This window comes from Paenibacillus sp. OT2-17 (assembly GCF_009827695.1).
Lineage (GTDB): Bacteria > Bacillota > Bacilli > Paenibacillales > Paenibacillaceae > Paenibacillus > Paenibacillus polymyxa_B.
Genome location: NZ_WUDQ01000010.1, coordinates 19,816 through 36,548 on the forward strand (window position 1 = coordinate 19,816; position 16,733 = coordinate 36,548).

Sequence of the window (16,733 nt, forward strand, 5' to 3'; positions counted from 1 at the left end):
GGGGAAAACAGGATGATGGACGCGACAGCAAGGCTTATTGATATGTTCAGCTCAGGCAAGAAGCTGGACGCCACCATCATTTCCGCTTATACGGATGTGGTTGTCCAATATGGGACCATGGAGGATGCTTGGGAGTTATACAGGCTTTTTGTAGAAGATCCCCATCATTATATCCGGGGGTTACTCCTCCAGCCGATCATGAGATGCGGGGATGTTACTTTGGCGCAGGATATGTACGAGCGTTACGTTCAAAATCAGGCATCCCCAGAACATATACCTGACGGTGTGCTGTATGTGCTAGGTTATTTGGGTTATGTGGAGGCTGCTGCTGATCTTGTCGCTTTGGTGAATGGGCCATATGGAGTTGCGTCTGTGGATGCCTGTTTGGGACTGGTACATCTTCCATGCGAACCGTATCGTGAACAACTAGCGGCTGAATTGGAAAAAGTGTTGGATCAAAATTTGTTTAATGAATTCTTACCTCTGTTAAGCTTTAAATGCACGACTGAAGATATGATTCCGCGATTGGTACATTGGGGAGAGCAACATGCTTCCGTAGACTGTAATGCAGGAATTATTGCTGGAATAGCATTGTTTGGAGAAGGGCAGAAGGATACGATTCGCTCTATCCTGTGGAATCCGTTTTGGGAGGCTCATGGAACGGCTACAGGCAGTTGTGTGTGGTCTTATTTTGCTATGCAGCATGTAGGGCTAACCTTTAGGGAGCTCGTTCAGGATATAAAAAGCTACGATGCATCCAAAGAAGATGTACAGGCATTGGAATATCGTTTGGACGTGCTATATGAGATGTTGGAACTCAAGCTAAGCTATACAGCCCGACCGATCCGGTTCGCTCGCAGCAATGAGGAATCATTTGGTCAGCTATATAGCGATTTGTTTAGCTGGTCTAACGAACATCACGATGACTCTATTATAGGCTGGATGAATGAACAGTTGGGGGTTGAGCACCGACTGCTGGAACGGTATTATGAGCTAAGGAAACGAGTCGAGATTAAAATGGTGCATGAAATTGAGCTGGAGCATGTTCAGAAAGGGAGTTAATCGTAACAGGAAATAAGAATTTTTGATGTAAAAGGACGAAATAGCGGAGTTTGGCGGCGATATGGGGATTCGCCCAGTCCGCGGGCTGATGTCCCGCATAGGATACATCAGCCTAGAACACAAGGAGTGAAACACATGTCTTTACTGCCACAAGTTCCTTTCGGAACGCAACCGGGTACTCCGGGTCCATTCACGCCGTCAGGTCCTTCGATTCCACAATTTCCTGATATGCAGGATTCCTTCCCATCTCCGATAGGTCCGCCACCAGGCCCAGGGCCATTTTCGCCACAGCCGTTCTCACCGCCGCCGCAGGGGCCATTCGGTCCGCAAGGTGGGCAGCAAACTCAAGCACCAACTTCCCCACCACCGCAATTTACGCCACCGAAGCCGCTGGTTTCGGCGTATGCGGTTGACCCTGGAGCCATTTTCGGTTGTTTGTTCCGCAACACGTTTGTATGGCTGACGAACGGGGAGCGTTTCTGGATGTACCCTGTCTTTGTAGGCAGGACATCCGTAGCGGGTTTCCGGTGGAGTGGTCGTTTTTGGTTTTATTATGGTGTAGACACTAACCGTATTGAGTCGTTTAGCTGTTATTGGTAATCGCGCAGCTTTAGGGAAGAGCGGGGCTTAACGGGATGATGGCTGATGGCACTGGCAAGAGAGGTAAATGGGTAAATGAGGTAAGTGAAGCGAAAATAAAAAGACTGAGAGAGCGCTCATCGCGTTCTCCCAGTCTTTTTTTGCTATTAATCCATCCACCAACGCTTAAAATTGCCCCACCACGATTTCTTTTCGGCTTGTCGCTCCGCTTGGTCAGTTGGCGTTGCTGCCGGTGGGTTATCTTGCCCCGACAGCGTATCCTTTGGCTCCGTGCCGCTGACGAATACCTCCAGCCGCTTGTCCGGGCTGTCCGATGCAGCCAGCTTGCCGCTGGCCGGATCAATATAAGCGCTGACTACGCCGTCAGGGATGGGGAAGATTTTGGGCGGCACATTCTCCAGCGCTTTCTCCGTATATTGCGCAAAAATCGGAGCCGCCCGTCGGGCATCCTGTGTGCTGATGGCCTTGCCCTTGTCGTAGCCGACCCAGACAGCGGTGGACAGCTCGGGGGTAAAGCCGACCATCCACGCATCGGTGTTGGTCGTGCCGCTCTTGCCGGCAACCGGGCGTTTGATCAGCTTCGCGACCCGGTTGCCAGTGCCGCCTTCTTCGAACACGCCTTCCATGAGGCGTGTGAGGACGTAGGCGGAGGCGGGCTTCACCACCTGCACGGGCGCGGCTTGGGGCGCTTCGTACAGCGACCGCCCGGCCGCATCGGTGATGCGCAGCACTGCCACCGGAGCCACCTTTTGCCCGCCGCTGCCGATGACCGAGAAGGCCGAGGCCATCTCGAACGGGCTGACGGGCGACACGCCCAGCGCCAGCGAAGGTACGGGCTTGAGCTCGCTTGTAATGCCCATTTTGCTGGCGAGGTCCATGACCTTATCCGTTCCCACCTTCAAAATGGTGCTAACGGCATAGATATTATCGGACGCCGCAATTGCGCGCCGAAGATCTATTTCACCCAAATATTTGTCTCCAAAATTTTTGGGCTTATAGGTCTTGCGATTGTTATCGTAGTGGAACAACGTCGGTCGGCTTTCGAACTTGGACGTACTCGTCAATTCGCCGGAATCCAGCGCGCTCAGATACATAATCGGCTTGAAAGCGGAGCCTGGCTGCCGGGTTGTGGCCAGCGCATGATTATATTGATTCCCGACATAGTTCGTTCCACCGACCATGGCCTTGACATGTCCGTTGCGCGGGTCCATGGAGATTAACGCGGTTTCCAGTCCGTTGCTGCTCTTCATGCCCTCGTTTACAGCCGCCTCGGCTGCTTGCTGCATGTGCATGTCCAGCGTGGTATAAATGCTCAGGCCACCATGCTCCAGCACCCCTTCGCTAATCCCAAGCTGATGAGTCGCCAGTTGGCGGACGTAATCGCGGAACCAGGGAGCGGCTTCCACTGTCCGGCGCTGGCTCTCGGGCCGCAGGGCCAGCATTTCCTCATAGGCCTTGGTGGCTTCGGCCGGAGTAATTTTGCCGGTGAGCGCCATGGAGTCCAGTACAATTTTCTGCCGATCCTTTGCATTTTTCATATGATTATACGGTGAATAGTAGGTCGGTCCTTTCGGAATACCTGCTAACAGGGCGCTTTCGGCCAAATCCAGATCCTTTGCGGATTTACCGAAATACATTTGCGAAGCTGCTTCAATGCCATAGGCGCCATGACCATAGTAAATTTCGTTCAAATACATTTGCAGCAGCTCATTCTTGGTGTACTTCATTTCAAGCTGTGCGGTATAGATGGCCTCCTTGGCCTTGCGAGTCCATGTTTTCTCATGAGATAAGTACAGATTCCGTGCAAGCTGCTGAGTCAGCGTGCTGGCCCCTTGCGACATATCCCAGCGGGTCAGATTAACGATTACCGCCCGGCCCAGACCTTTGAAATCAAAGCCAAAATGATCGTAAAACTTCCGATCTTCCACAGCCAGGGTAGCTGCAATCAAATCGGGTGAAATGTGATCAAGCTGGACCGGAATGGATTCTTTGCCTCCAGCAGAGAAAGTGGCGATGACTTGTCCCTGACTATCTAGCAGACGTGAATTCCGATCCGTATCCGCGAGCGGAAGGCTGGTCGTGTACAAATAGGCTAGCAGGATGCAGGCGGCGATGACCGTCAGAATAGTGAGAGACATCAGTCCTTGAAAGCATCGAAGCCAAAGCGGTTTACGCTTGGGGGATCGCCCGGTCGTATCGGTCATCATGCCACCTCCTTCCATAGTTGATGTTCTCAGTATAGTCAATCCGAAAGCGTCTATTCATCAGATACACACACGTGTCTATTTTAAACAAGATTAAATCTCCAAATTGCTTTTGCAGTCTATTCAGGTATCACTTATAATGCGAAAAGTGTGAAATTCCAATGCGTTTGGTACAATAAATATAGCAAACTCGGCGTTTGCGTGTTGCTGATATAAGGAAAGTCAACGTTTATGCTACCGGATTGCCGGACACATACTTTGATCAGAAAGAAGGTTGGAATGATGGACTTGTGGTTTACGGAGAAGCAGACTCCCTCTTTCGGCATTACAGCAAAAATCAAACAAACCTACGTCTCTGAGAAAACAGATTTTCAGGATCTGGCTATGATCGAGACTGAGGAATTCGGCAATATGCTTGTTCTGGATGGCATGGTGATGACAACGGTTAAGGATGAATTTGTGTATCACGAAATGGTAGCACATCCGGCCTTGAATACACATCCGAATCCGAAAAAAGTTTTGGTTGTGGGCGGTGGCGATGGCGGCGTTATTCGTGAGGTTATCAAGCACCCTGAAGTGGAGAAGGCTGTATTGGTTGAGATCGACGGTAAGGTGATTGAATATTCCAAAAAATATTTGCCTGAAATCGCAGGAAAGCTGGACGAGCCTAATGTAGAAGTGCTGGTCAATGACGGATACATGCACATTATTGAACACAAAAATGAATACGACGTCATTATGGTCGATTCGACGGAGCCGGTAGGTCCGGCAGCCCCGCTGTTTGAGCGCGGGTTTTACCAAGGTATTTTTGAAGCGTTGAAGGAAGACGGCATTTTCGTTGCGCAAACGGATAATCCTTGGTTCAAGGCAGACCTGATTCAGAAGGTCAACAAAGATGTGAAGGAAATTTTCCCGATTGTGCGTGTGTATGGTGCGAACATTCCGACCTATCCGAGCGGTCTTTGGACATTCACGTTGGGTAGTAAGAAGTATGATCCGCTCGAAGTAGACGAGACCCGAATTCCAGAGATGGACACCCGATATTACAGTCCGCGTCTACACAAAGCGGCGTTTGTATTACCTAAATTTGTGGAAGATTTAACGAAGTAAACATTTTAAGAAGCGCCTTAGTGGTCTTTATTGCCTGTTTTTGGGTGAGAAAGAGCGCTATAGGCGCTTTTTTGTGTTGGATAAGATTTGGAAAAGGCTATGAAAGCATACTGGACACCGGATTTCCTTTTAAGATAAAAGAAGGAAATTTAAGGGTGTACGTAGAATATACAAAAAACCAGACAATTAACAGATTTGTAATATCAACAAGGGAGGTTTGGTTATGGAAATACATAAATTGGCGATGTACCAAAGAGGGGGAAACTTTTTTGATCAGACGCTCTTTTTATTACCTGTGGGGGTCTCAGACGATCTCCAACGTAGCAGATATCATCTACATGTTGAGTGTAGTGGTATTGGTGTTCAGTTCAAGTAATTCCTTAATGACGACTATTTTAATCCCGTTGTTCCGATTGTCTGCCCAAGTGCTTAGTGGGCTCGTTGCACCGATCGTCCTCGGCCGATTTCGGCTGACGCGCGTGTTGCTATTTTCCCAGTTTGGGCAGTTTGTCATTTTTACGCTGCTGCTGCTTTATTTGTGGATCGTACCGGAGCAGAGGTCGTTTCTATTTATTTTTGTGATGGTGTTTGGTATGTCTTTTCTGGATGGCTGGACAAATCCTGCGCGTAATGCGCTTGTACCCCGTTTGGCTACGGGTGAAGGGCTAATGCGGGCCAACGGCATGGTAGCGGTCAGTGATCAGGTGGTCAGGTGTGCAGGCTGGGCGTTGAGCGGAATTATTGTGGCTTGGCTGGGTTCCCTGAATACGCTTGTGATCGCATCCGGTTGTTATCTCGTAGCTGTAACTGTCACGTCCTTCGTCCGCGATCCACTGGATCAGAAGGAATTAAGTCTTGAAGCTTCGGATTCCTCAACAAATCTAGTAGAACCTGCAAAGGGAAAGGAAAAAGGCTCCCATTGGAAAGAGCTTGGGGAAGGCTGGAAAATCATTTGGCACAACCGTCGTATTCGTTCTCTGATGATCGTCGATAGTGTGGATAGTATTGGGGGAGTCTCCTGGCTCGGCGTATTTATTTTGGCGTACGTCAGTCAAGTGCTGCATCGGGATGCAAGCTGGTGGGGCTTTATGAATGCGTCCTTTTTCTCGGGCACGATCTTGGGTGGATTGATTGTCGTTGGCTTGGTCAAGCGATTGCAAAAGAACAGCTTTTTGTACATGCTCGGAGCGTTGCTGGTGTATGTACTGATTACAATTGTATTTGCGCTGAATAGAATCCCCGTTGCTGCGCTTATTCTGTTTGCTGTATCAGGCTTACCTGTTCAAATGGCTGGGATTATTCGCCGCACCTTGCTGCAAACCAGTGCACCGGCAGCCCAGCTACCCAAAGTGATGGCGGGAATTGATGTGCTTACAAATCTCGCTTTCGGCCTGTCCTTGTTATTCATGGGCTGGTATGCAGACCGTTTTGGTATGGTGCAGGTGTATTTGTTGGCTGCGATTATGACGACCATTGCTATCTTGATCGGCTGGTTGTATCGCAGGGATTTTCAGGAAAGTGAGCAAATGGACCATCCAACCGCTACGGGCGCTGGGATTTAAAATTGGGGTTCTCGTTAGGCGTGACATCATTCATTGGATGACTACATAATTAAATGCAGTTGTAAAAGTGAACGTGACGATTGGGGAGAATAAAAGCCTGCAATTCTCCTCAATTTTACAGGAACACCACTGGAATAACGTTGACGGTGGTGTTCCTTTTATAACTATTAAATTAATTGGTATATCTGTTGAGCAGTATGTGCCATTCCTAATATCAGGTCCGTTTGCTCGAGAGGTATGTTTTGACGGCAGGAGGAGTGTAATTTGTAAATTGCCGTAGGATTCCTTGCGGAGTAGTATCCGTAATTACCATCGCACGATATTTTTCCTGCATAAATTGTTCCTCAGCCATACGATCAAACAAGGAAATAAGAGGATCGTAATAATGGTTAATGTTTAAAAGACCGCATGGCTTTTCATGCAAGCCTAATTGTGCCCATGTGAAGATTTCAAAGTATTCTTCCATTGTACCTGGGCCACCTGGTAAAACAATGAATCCGTCCGCAATCTCTGCCATTTTAGATTTTCGTTCGTGCATGGAATCAACAATGATTAATTCGCTCAGGCCATTATGTGCAATTTCACGGCTTTGCAAAAAGTGAGGGAGCACACCGATGACGCGACCTCCTGCATGAAGTGCAGCGTCAGCCACTGCACCCATTAAACCAACACTTGCTCCTCCATAAACCAGGCTTATTTCCTGTTCGGCAAGTGCTTTGCCCAGAGCAACAGCGTGCTCTCGATAAATCTCAGACGCTCCATTACTGGAACCGCAAAAAACAGCAAGGCTTTTCATATGAGATTCTCCTTTATGTATATCTTTTTGCAAGTTTTTGCTGGTGTGTTCGAAATATATCCTCCAAGGTGATGTCATACTTGTTGGCGATCACGATGAGATTACCCAGTACGTCTCCAAGTTCTTCAGTTAAATGGTCCTTGTTCTCCTCGAATGAACCATCGATCTCATCAGGCCGGTCTCTGCCGATCTCCAGGGCGCGAATAGCTCTCGCAACCTCCCCGGTTTCCTCTGCCAGGAAACCAATTCGGACGAAGATATCCAAATCCGACCAGTGTCTCTCCTGATAATATTGCTTGACCCACTTTTGAAATTCATTAATATCCATATTCAGCCTCCCAACTGAAACCCATGCATAGGTGTTGGCTATACACAAACCATAAGGTTTAGATGAAACAGAAACATTTGTTCGTGTTGTATTATATAATATAAGGGGGGGATTTATCAAAGAAAAATTTAAAAAGCCGTTTGCTTAAAAAGCAACCGACTTTTTAAAAGAACGTTGACCTTAATGATGCGACCGTATCCGGTCAGTCTTTTAAGCCGTAGTGAACTGGCTGTTATAGAGCGAGGCATAATGGCCGCCGCTTGCAAGCAGTCCCTCATGGGTACCGCTTTCGACGACATCGCCGTTTTTCATGTATAAAATCAAATCCGCTTCGCGGATGGTCGATAGTCTGTGGGCGATCACAAAGCTGGTGCGCCCAGCAATCATTTTCATAAATGCTTTTTGGATACGCGCTTCTGTCAGGGTGTCTATGCTGCTGGTCGCTTCATCCAGGATCAGCATAGGTGGATCGACCAGGATCACCCTCGCGATGGTAAGCAGCTGTTTTTGGCCTTGCGACAGGCTATCGCCCGATCCGCTGATGACCGTATCATAGCCATGAGGCAGTCGTTTGATGAAACTATGCGCATTGGCAGCTGTTGCAGCCGCGATGACTTCTTCGTCTGTAGCCTCCGGCTTCCCGTAAGCGATATTGTCCCGAATGGTCCCGCTGAACAGCCAAGTATCTTGAAGTACCATACCAAAGTTAGTCCGCAGGCTGTCCCGGCTCATGTCGTTGATATTCACCCCGTCGATGGATATCGAGCCGCTGTCCACATCGTAAAACCGCATGAGCAGATTGACGAGTGTGGTTTTACCAGCTCCGGTCTGCCCGACAATGGCCACACGAGTGCCTGGCTTAACCTCCAGACTAAAGTTCGTAATGAGCGTACGTTCCGGGTTATAGGAGAATTTGACATGATCAAAAAGAATCGTGCCTTTGCTGCGCTCCAGCTGTACGGCGTTCGATTTTTCCGACTGCTCAGGCGGTGAGTCTAAAATCGAAAATATGCGCTGAGCAGAAGCCGTAGCTGCCTGGAACTGGGTCAGCACACCCGTAATTTCATTAAAAGGCTTGGCGAACAAATTGGTATAAATCAGAAAGCTCGACAATCCGCCTATCGAGATCCCACCCAAAATAATGGAGATACAGCCAATCATGGCGGTGACTGAAAAAGTCATGTTGTTCACCAATCGGGTAGAGGGGTTGGACAATGATCCGTAAAACTGCGATTTCACCCCGGCTTGATACAATTGTTCGTTTCTGGCGGAAAATTCCTCAAGCGAGCGGTTTTCATAATGAAAAGCGGTAACTACCCGTTGTCCGCCGATCATTTCTTCCACATAACCGTTCAGGCTTCCTAAAATTTTGGCCTGTTCGCGGAACATACGCTGCGATCTTGTGGTAATGAACCGTGCTACGCCATATGTGATCGGGGCAGACACCAATACGACCAACGTCATGATCGGACTGATATACAGCATGAGTGCAATGGAGCCTATAATCGTAATAATCCCGGTAATCAATGTGGAAAAGCCTTGCAGTAATCCATCCGACACAGCATCCATATCGTTCACAAAACGACTAATGCTGTCTCCTTGTGGATGAGTGTCATGAAAGCTTAACGGAAGGATATTAAAATGATCAAATAACTCCCGCCGCATATCATTTACGGTCTGAAAAGCAATACGGTTCGTCAAATACGTGAGCAGCCAGCTAAACAGACTACCTACAACATATACAATGCCTAATCCAGCTAGAATCTGTGCAATACCTTTAAAATCCACTGATCCCTTATCCACCATGTGGTCGATAGCTTGACCAATCATGTAGGGTCCGATCAGACTGGCAAGCACGCTGAGAATCGCACTGACGATGACCCAACATGTTGTTGTTTTATATTGACCCACATAGGTTAACAATCTTCTCCAGGTTTCCTTGCCACTCATTGGTCTACCTCCTGCGTTGAGAGCTGGGAATGATTAATTTCTTGATATACTTCTGAGCTGCTCATCAACTGTTCATGTGTGCCGATACCGACAATCCGTCCCTCATCAAACACAATGATTTTATCAGCATGCTGTACGCTGCTTACTCGTTGCGAGACCAGCAGGACGGTCATGCTGGTGCTATTTTCCCGTAACGATTTACGGAGGGCGGCGTCGGTTGCAAAATCAAGTGCGCTTGAGGAGTCATCCAAAATGAGAATTTGCGGATTGCCGACAATAGCTCGGGCAATGGTAAGTCGCTGCTTTTGTCCTCCTGACAAATTAAGCCCCCCTCGGGTGATCGGAGCATCGAATTTCTCCGGCAGGTTGGAAATGAACTCATCCGCTTGCGCGATTGCTGCGGCTTGAGCGACTTCCTCGTCGGTGGCGTGTTCATGCCCCCAACGGATATTATCCGCTATAGTACCAGTGAACAGTAGCGCCTTCTGAGGGACAATTCCGATTTTCTGCCGCAATTGCTCGAGCTTATATTGCCGAACGTCGATGCCATCAACCTGCACACGACCCTCTACCGCATCATAGAAGCGGGGAATAAGATTCACAAAGGTGGATTTCCCAGAACCTGTTCCTCCGATGATGCCGACCGTTTCACCGGGATAGATGTTTACCACTACATCGCTAAGTGCCAGTTGCCCTGTCGTATTGTATCCAAAGGAAACATGATCAAAAGAGATGGCTGGTACAGCGCCATGCTCAGTTGTTCCCTCCCTGTCTATAGGTGTAGAAGTAGCAGCAGTGTCGGAAATCGAAGCTTGCGTGTCTAGGACCTCCTGAATCCGCGCTGCTGAAGTGGCAGCCTTGGTGAACAAAATAATTAAATTGGTCACCACAATCAGAGCCAGTAAAATTTGCGTAATGTAATTAATAAAGGCAATAATCTCCCCTTGTGTAAGAGATCCATATTGGATATGGATGCCGCCGATCCACAGGATTGCAATAATAGCTCCGTTTACCACCAGCAAGGTGGCAGGGCTTAGCAAAGCAGAAATACGTCCGACACGAATAGCGGTCTGAGTCAGGTCATCTGAGGCGGCATTGAACTTTACTCGTTCAGCTCCTCTTTTGGCAAATGCACGTATGACCCGTACACCTGTAAGATTTTCGCTAAGTACCAGAGCGATTTTATCGAGTTTTTTCTGGTATAGCCGGTACAGTGGAGAAGCCTTCGTAATGACTACATACAGAATCAAAGCCAGAATCGGTGTAGCCGCCAACAGCACCAAAGCAAGGCGGAAGTCCAGAATCATGGACATGATAATCGCCCCGATACAAATAAAAGGAGCACGAATGACCAAACGAATCAACATCGCTACAGCTGTTTGCAGCTGATTGACATCATTCGTAATCCGGTTGATGAGCGAGGGTGTACCGAATTTATCGAGATCAGCATAAGAAAACGAAGAAATATGCTTAAACATCGTATTGCGCAGCGTAGTTCCGAATCCTTGAGAGGCACGAGCTGCGTAAAACTGACACACTAATGAACTGCCAAAGCCCAGTATAGTCATGAGTAACATCAAAAGACCCATCTGCCAAACATAATGGGTGTCTCCTTTACCTACGCCATGATTGATCATTAAAGCAACCATAGTAGGTAGCAATAGTTCCAAGATGGCCTCAATCAATTTAAACAGAGGCCCAAGAATCGTTTCCTTTTTATAGGGTTTCAAAAAAACAGCAAATTTCAGCAAATAAACCATCACCTAACCTAAATAATGTATATAGCCTCATGCCGCAATAGCATAACTGAATTTGATTATGGCACATCCCCAACCATATGAATAATATTTAATATATATTAGAGGTATAGGTTTTACATATATCAGTACCGGAGGTCCATAAGGATGGAATTGAGACATCTCAAGTATTTTTTGGCGATCGCAGAGGCCGGACAGATTACAGCGGCAGCCAAAAAGCTGCAAATCGCGCAGCCTCCTTTAAGTCAGCAGCTCATGCAGCTAGAGGAAGAGCTTGGTGTAAAGCTCGTGCATCGAGGCTCACGAAGTATCCAGTTGACGGAGGCCGGCATCATTTTACAGAACAGGGCCAAGCAGATCTTGGAGCTGACAGATGCCACAACAAGAGAAATAAACGATTTTGCCTTGGGGATGAAGGGTACGCTCACCATTGGAACGGTCTCTTCTTCCGGCGCAGCCCTGATGAAAGACAGGCTTTCCGAATTTCATAAAACCTATGCGGGTGTAAAATTCGAAATTCATGAGGGAAATACCTTCATGATTCTCGATCTTTTGAACAAAGGAATTGTAGAGGTCGGTATCGTCAGAACCCCTTTTAATACCACCGATTTAGGGTGCAGATATGCGTCCTCCGAGCCGATGATAGCAGTGATGACAGAAGAACATGACTGGGACCCCGAACAGAAGACCATCCCGTTGTCTGATTTGAAAAACAGGCCGCTCATCGTATATCGCCGCTTTGAACAATTGATCCACGACACTTGTATGAAGTATGGCTTTGAGCCGAATTTCTTTTGTAAAAACGATGATGCTCGCACCACGCTTCACTGGGCTAATGAAGGGCTGGGGATCGGTATGATTTCGCGGTCTGCGTTGTCACTCGGAAGCAATAACCAATTAATCGTTAAGGAAATTATGTGTGAGGAATTGCATACGCGTGTGGCGGCTGTCTGGCTGAAGGATAAATACATGTCTTCTCTAGCCTCTCGATTCATCGAAAGTTTTAGCCAAGCCTCCGATGGAGCTGACTTAAGGTAGCTGAATTTTTTGGATGAAAGCATCTTTTTGTAAAAACTCATTTGAATTGCAATCGGGAACTGGATATAGTAGTACAGTAGGATAGCAATAGAATGGAGTTTGAATACATGCCACATAATGCAAAGGTCCGAATCCGTCTTCATAGTCACCATGACGGAGAAGATGTGGTACAGGAACTTCCCGGAGAAGCGATCGTGCGTGGGAAGCATCTATATATAAGGTACGATGAGCCGCAAGAAAGTCCTGAGGGCGGTACGACACGGAACACAGTCAAAATCGGACCGGATGAGCTAAAGCTGATTCGTCACGGTGAGGTACAATCAGAGCAGTCGTTTGCGCTGGGACGCAGGTTGCCTGGATTTTACCGCTCGCCTTATTTAAACCTGAACATGTCTGCGCATACGCAGAAGCTCGATATTCGGATGGATGGATTCACCGGACATGTGAGCTGGACCTATGATCTGTACGTATTTGAGGATTTCTCGGGGCATTTTGCCATCAGTTTGCATATACAGGAGGAGCAATAATCATGACAAGCAATCCACTGGAACTTATTAATCAAAAGGTGACCTCAGCAATTGAGGCGGCGGTGCTGGCTACCGGAATCGTGAGCCGCGAAGAGCTGCCGACCATTACGCTGGAGGTACCGAAGGACAAGTCACACGGTGATTTGGCCACCAACGCCGCGATGCAGCTCACCCGCATTGCGAAGAAGAACCCACGGCAAATTGCTGAAGATTTGATCGCGAATATGGATTTAGCTTCTGCTTCTATTGAAAGTGCGGAAATCGCTGGACCGGGCTTTATTAACTTCCGCCTGAACAAGAGCTACCTTTATGCTGTTATTGGACAGGTGCAGGAGCAGGGGGTAGATTACGGGCGTATACAGGAAGGTGCGGGCAAAAAGGTGCAAATCGAGTTTGTTAGCGCCAATCCGACGGGTAGCCTTCACTTAGGCCATGCACGTGGTGCAGCCGTAGGGGATGCTCTTTGCAACGTGCTTGATTTTGCTGGATACAAAGTAACTCGTGAATACTACATTAATGATGCGGGTAACCAGATTTACAACATGAGCCGTTCTATTGAAGCGCGTTATTTGCAGGAGCTGGGACAGCCTGCGGAGATGCCGGAGGATGGTTACCATGGTGAGGATATCATCGGGTTTGCCAAGGAACTGGTGGCAGAAAAGGGCGATTCTCTGTTGTCTATGGAACCGGGAGATCGCGCTGCTTATTTCCGTGACTACGGTCTGGAAAAGGAACTGAACAAGATCAAGCGCGATCTGGAGCTGTTCCGTGTACCTTTTGACTCCTGGTTCAGCGAAACGTCGCTGTATGAAAACGGTGAAGTGCTTAAAGCGCTGAATGAGTTGCGTGACCGTGAGGAGATTTACGAGAAGGACGGAGCTACATGGCTGAATACGACCAAGTACGGTGACGATAAAGACCGTGTCTTGATCAAAAATGACGGTACATATACGTACCTAACCCCAGATATCGCTTACCATCGCGATAAATATGCTCGTGGGTATGACACGATCATCAACATTTGGGGAGCGGATCACCACGGCTACATTCCACGGATGAAGGCAGCAATGGAAGCACTGGGCAATGATCCAGATAAGCTTAAAGTGCTGATTGCCCAAATGGTCAGCTTGTTCCAAAATGGGGAAAAAGTAAAAATGTCCAAACGTACCGGCAAGGCCGTGACGATGGAAGATCTGATGGAAGAAGTGGGTGTAGACGCGATCCGTTACTTCTTCACTATGCGCAGCATGGATTCGCACCTGGATTTTGACATGGATTTGGCGATTTCCACTTCCAATGAGAATCCAGTATTCTACGTACAATATGCGCACGCACGTGCATGCAGCGTATATCGTCAAGCCGAAGAGCAAGGTATTGCTGTGCTACCGTTGGCAGAAGTTGACTTGTCCAAGCTGACGGCCGAGCATGAATACGATCTGTTACGCAAAATCGGCGAGCTGCCGGAAGAAGTATCGGTGGCGGCTGCAAACTTTGCACCACACCGTATGATTCGCTATGTCTATGAGCTGGCTTCATTGTTCCACAGCTACTATAAGGCAGAGCGCGTTATCACAGAGGATGCCGCTCAAACGCAGGCACGCTTGGCATTGTTTGGTGCGGTGCGCACGACCATTGCCAACGTACTGAAGCTGGTGGGCGTGTCTGCACCGGAACGTATGTAAGCAAACAACTTTAACATCATGACCTTGTAGTCATATAAATAATAATAAAAGGAACCGTTCGTATCACCCTCAACAGGGTGCCCCTCGGTTCCTTTTTATGTTGGATTAGCTTAGTAGCGTTCCAGTACCAAATTCGTTTTCAGGGAATCCGCGGGAACCAGCCATCCTTTGGATTGCAGCAGGTTCATCAGCTTGGTGCGGTTGCTGGCGGCAACACTGTAATCCGAGGTTTTGAAGGAGATTTCGATAATATTTTCTATACCTGATCCGTTTGCGCTGCGAATAGGCCATACTTCAACGTCGGCATCCAATCCCTGAAAGCTACCCTCGTATTTACTGACCTGTACAGGACCGCGTACTCTGGAGTTTGCCAAGGTTTGTTTACCCCAATTGCTGTTTTTCCAGTTTTGCAGCTTGCCCGGAAGATTATCCTGCAATTGCTTTAATGCTTGATCTGGGGAAGGCAGAGCCAATCCTTTGGAGGCGTTTGTTTTTTTATCATTGGAAAAGCTTAGTGTTTGCTTGCTGTATCCCCAATCCACCTCAGCCTCATAATTATCATCAGATGCGCTGAACCCTTCTTTATTCGCTTGGGTGAGCGCCGCGTCAATATTTCCATTTGTGACCGTATAGCGCTTTTTGTAGGTTAATTCATAATTCTTTTTGTCCTCTTTTTTACGAAATCTCACGTTCCAGCCCTCGTCATTCAATTGCAATGAATTTGTATCAAAATACTCGACGCTCAATCGTTGTGCATCTTCGCTAATTTGAAACTCGTTCACGATGCCACTATTTAATGAGCCATCCGCATTGAGGACCTGAGCCGTATCCAGTAGCAGCTTCACCTCATAGCTTGGTGTGGCATTGGCGGCGGCTTGTACCGGCTCTGCTCCTTTCCATCCTGTTACGAGCAGCACTGCACTTAGAGTTACTACCGACATCAATTTGGTGATACGAAGGCCTGTTTTCATTTCATCCTCTCCTGTTCGTCCGAATAGGTTACACGCTACACTTTACGGGTGTATTGTCAGTCGTATGTCAAAGCAAGAGGGTACTCCGGTTAAAAAATTACATAATTTCTATATGACAGGTAAGATTTAATCTTGGTTCCATGAACAATATTCGGTGAATCTGTGAATGAGCGCCGAGCGATGGCGGTCTTTGTTGCTGACCATATAGATGTACCGCTCAACAGACTGCCCCGGAATAGGTCTTACAACCAGTAAGCCCCGCTCAACCTCTGACTGAACGGCAATGCGAGAGACAAAGGAGATGTGTTCTCCCAGCATAACCGCCTGTTTGATGGCTTCCAGTGAATCCAGCTCCAGATAGGAAGGAAGTCGCCGACTCCCACGCTCCAGCCATTTGTCGGTCACGTGGCGTGTGCTGGATTCCTTGCCATGTAATACGAAGGAGGAAGAAGCGATCAGCTCGGGTGTCAAATCGGTTTCGTTGGCGAGCGGATGAATGGGTGAGCAGATGAGCATCAGTTCATCTTCGCCCAAGGATTCGGAGAGTAGTGTTGGGGATTGAAACGGCTCTGCCGAAATGATGCCAAGGTCAATTTCGTGGCGGGCAAGCATGTCCTTGATCACGGGCGCTGTTTTCACAGACAAGGCGATGTGAATGCCCGGATGCTCACGGGCAAAGCGGTGCAGCACAGCAGGAAGCAGGTAGGTAGCGGGTACATAGCTTGCGCCAATACGTATACTTCCCCGCTGGAGCGTATCGAATTCGCGGACGACTCGCTCAGCTTCAGCAGCCAGTGCATTAATTTTAGTGGCATAGTGCAGCAGCGCATTTCCAGCATCCGTCAGGATGATTTTGCCCATACGTGTGTCAAACAGCTTTACTCCGAATTCACGCTCCAGATTTTTCATATGAAAAGTAACGGTTGGTTGCTTTAGGCCAAGAAGCTCGGCGACCGTGGTAATTTTATGGTGCTTATTCAGCAGCTCTACAATATGTAACTTTAGAAGACTTAAGTTCACTTAGAATGCCTCGCTTTCAGGTTAATCGAACAATCATGCCTACTTCTTTGGGGAGCAGCATAAATCCCCTCTATATAGATTAAATCTATGAGTGTTAACACAATTCATTGAAATAATTAATTTTGT

Annotated in this window: 14 protein-coding genes; 7 read left to right on the plus strand and 7 right to left on the minus strand. The window is 47.9% G+C overall.

The window, feature by feature from the left end; translation table 11 throughout:
* Nucleotides 1-12 precede the first annotated feature (12 nt).
* Both GRP75_RS04940 and GRP75_RS04945 read left to right on the plus strand, forming a co-directional pair.
* Nucleotides 13-1,062 (plus strand): hypothetical protein, encoded by a 1,050-nt coding sequence (locus tag GRP75_RS04940; protein ID WP_160788743.1) that lies wholly within the window; start codon nucleotides 13-15, stop codon nucleotides 1,060-1,062.
* Between the two features lie 135 nt (nucleotides 1,063-1,197).
* Nucleotides 1,198-1,662, plus strand: coding sequence for a hypothetical protein (locus GRP75_RS04945; protein ID WP_028542587.1), 465 nt, complete (start codon nucleotides 1,198-1,200; stop codon nucleotides 1,660-1,662).
* 146 nt (nucleotides 1,663-1,808) lie between these two features.
* Here the strand turns inward: GRP75_RS04945 and GRP75_RS04950 are convergent, their stop codons facing one another.
* Nucleotides 1,809-3,866: a transglycosylase domain-containing protein gene (locus GRP75_RS04950; protein WP_103744921.1), complete on the minus strand. Its 2,058-nt coding sequence runs from the start codon at nucleotides 3,864-3,866 to the stop codon at nucleotides 1,809-1,811.
* A gap of 282 nt (nucleotides 3,867-4,148) precedes the next feature.
* Between GRP75_RS04950 and speE the strand changes: the two genes are divergently transcribed.
* Both speE and GRP75_RS04960 read left to right on the plus strand, forming a co-directional pair.
* Nucleotides 4,149-4,976, plus strand: coding sequence for a polyamine aminopropyltransferase (speE, locus tag GRP75_RS04955; protein ID WP_053324352.1), 828 nt, complete (start codon nucleotides 4,149-4,151; stop codon nucleotides 4,974-4,976).
* Nucleotides 4,977-5,245: 269 nt separating this feature from the next.
* Nucleotides 5,246-6,538, plus strand: coding sequence for an MFS transporter (locus GRP75_RS04960; protein ID WP_160788744.1), 1,293 nt, complete (start codon nucleotides 5,246-5,248; stop codon nucleotides 6,536-6,538).
* Nucleotides 6,539-6,752: 214 nt separating this feature from the next.
* Here GRP75_RS04960 and GRP75_RS04965 read toward each other — a convergent pair whose 3' ends face one another.
* The 4 genes from GRP75_RS04965 to GRP75_RS04980 form a co-directional block, all read right to left on the minus strand.
* Nucleotides 6,753-7,334, minus strand: coding sequence for an LOG family protein (locus GRP75_RS04965; protein WP_160788745.1), 582 nt, complete (start codon nucleotides 7,332-7,334; stop codon nucleotides 6,753-6,755).
* A gap of 13 nt (nucleotides 7,335-7,347) precedes the next feature.
* Nucleotides 7,348-7,662 carry a MazG nucleotide pyrophosphohydrolase domain-containing protein gene (locus tag GRP75_RS04970; protein WP_076295925.1) on the minus strand — a complete coding sequence of 105 codons (315 nt, stop codon included), beginning with the start codon at nucleotides 7,660-7,662 and terminating at the stop codon, nucleotides 7,348-7,350.
* 210 nt (nucleotides 7,663-7,872) lie between these two features.
* Entirely contained in the window at nucleotides 7,873-9,612 is a 1,740-nt protein-coding gene (locus GRP75_RS04975) for an ABC transporter ATP-binding protein (protein WP_160788746.1), read from the minus strand.
* A complete protein-coding gene (locus GRP75_RS04980; protein WP_160788747.1) occupies nucleotides 9,609-11,363 on the minus strand; it encodes an ABC transporter ATP-binding protein in 1,755 nt (584 codons plus the stop codon). Before GRP75_RS04980 ends, GRP75_RS04975 begins: the two co-directional genes overlap by 4 nt.
* A 153-nt stretch (nucleotides 11,364-11,516) precedes the next feature.
* Between GRP75_RS04980 and GRP75_RS04985 the strand changes: the two genes are divergently transcribed.
* From GRP75_RS04985 to argS, 3 genes are all read left to right on the plus strand, one after another.
* Nucleotides 11,517-12,407, plus strand: coding sequence for a LysR family transcriptional regulator (locus GRP75_RS04985; protein WP_160788748.1), 891 nt, complete (start codon nucleotides 11,517-11,519; stop codon nucleotides 12,405-12,407).
* Between the two features lie 92 nt (nucleotides 12,408-12,499).
* Nucleotides 12,500-12,934 (plus strand): YwiB family protein, encoded by a 435-nt coding sequence (locus GRP75_RS04990; protein WP_013308207.1) that lies wholly within the window; start codon nucleotides 12,500-12,502, stop codon nucleotides 12,932-12,934.
* Between the two features lie 2 nt (nucleotides 12,935-12,936).
* Complete coding sequence (gene argS, locus GRP75_RS04995; protein ID WP_160788749.1) at nucleotides 12,937-14,616, plus strand: arginine--tRNA ligase; 1,680 nt, start codon at nucleotides 12,937-12,939, stop codon at nucleotides 14,614-14,616.
* A 110-nt stretch (nucleotides 14,617-14,726) separates the two neighbouring features.
* Here argS and GRP75_RS05000 read toward each other — a convergent pair whose 3' ends face one another.
* Nucleotides 14,727-15,587 (minus strand): hypothetical protein, encoded by an 861-nt coding sequence (locus GRP75_RS05000; protein WP_160788750.1) that lies wholly within the window; start codon nucleotides 15,585-15,587, stop codon nucleotides 14,727-14,729.
* 126 nt (nucleotides 15,588-15,713) lie between these two features.
* A complete protein-coding gene (locus tag GRP75_RS05005) occupies nucleotides 15,714-16,607 on the minus strand; it encodes a LysR substrate-binding domain-containing protein (protein WP_160788751.1) in 894 nt (297 codons plus the stop codon).
* Nucleotides 16,608-16,733 lie beyond the last annotated feature (126 nt).

What these genes read in the sequence shown, in the direction of transcription:
- speE (WP_053324352.1), top strand. Translation starts at nt 4,149, where the DNA reads ATGGACTTGTGGTTTACGGAGAAGCAGACTCCCTCTTTCGGCATTACA.
- GRP75_RS04990 (WP_013308207.1), top strand. Translation starts at nt 12,500, where the DNA reads ATGGAGTTTGAATACATGCCACATAATGCAAAGGTCCGAATCCGTCTT.
- GRP75_RS05000 (WP_160788750.1), bottom strand. Translation starts at nt 15,587, where the DNA reads ATGAAAACAGGCCTTCGTATCACCAAATTGATGTCGGTAGTAACTCTA.
- argS (WP_160788749.1), top strand. Translation starts at nt 12,937, where the DNA reads ATGACAAGCAATCCACTGGAACTTATTAATCAAAAGGTGACCTCAGCA.
- GRP75_RS04950 (WP_103744921.1), bottom strand. Translation starts at nt 3,866, where the DNA reads ATGACCGATACGACCGGGCGATCCCCCAAGCGTAAACCGCTTTGGCTT.
- GRP75_RS04975 (WP_160788746.1), bottom strand. Translation starts at nt 9,612, where the DNA reads ATGAGTGGCAAGGAAACCTGGAGAAGATTGTTAACCTATGTGGGTCAA.
- GRP75_RS04985 (WP_160788748.1), top strand. Translation starts at nt 11,517, where the DNA reads ATGGAATTGAGACATCTCAAGTATTTTTTGGCGATCGCAGAGGCCGGA.
- GRP75_RS04965 (WP_160788745.1), bottom strand. Translation starts at nt 7,334, where the DNA reads ATGAAAAGCCTTGCTGTTTTTTGCGGTTCCAGTAATGGAGCGTCTGAG.
- GRP75_RS04940 (WP_160788743.1), top strand. Translation starts at nt 13, where the DNA reads ATGATGGACGCGACAGCAAGGCTTATTGATATGTTCAGCTCAGGCAAG.
- GRP75_RS04970 (WP_076295925.1), bottom strand. Translation starts at nt 7,662, where the DNA reads ATGGATATTAATGAATTTCAAAAGTGGGTCAAGCAATATTATCAGGAG.
- GRP75_RS04945 (WP_028542587.1), top strand. Translation starts at nt 1,198, where the DNA reads ATGTCTTTACTGCCACAAGTTCCTTTCGGAACGCAACCGGGTACTCCG.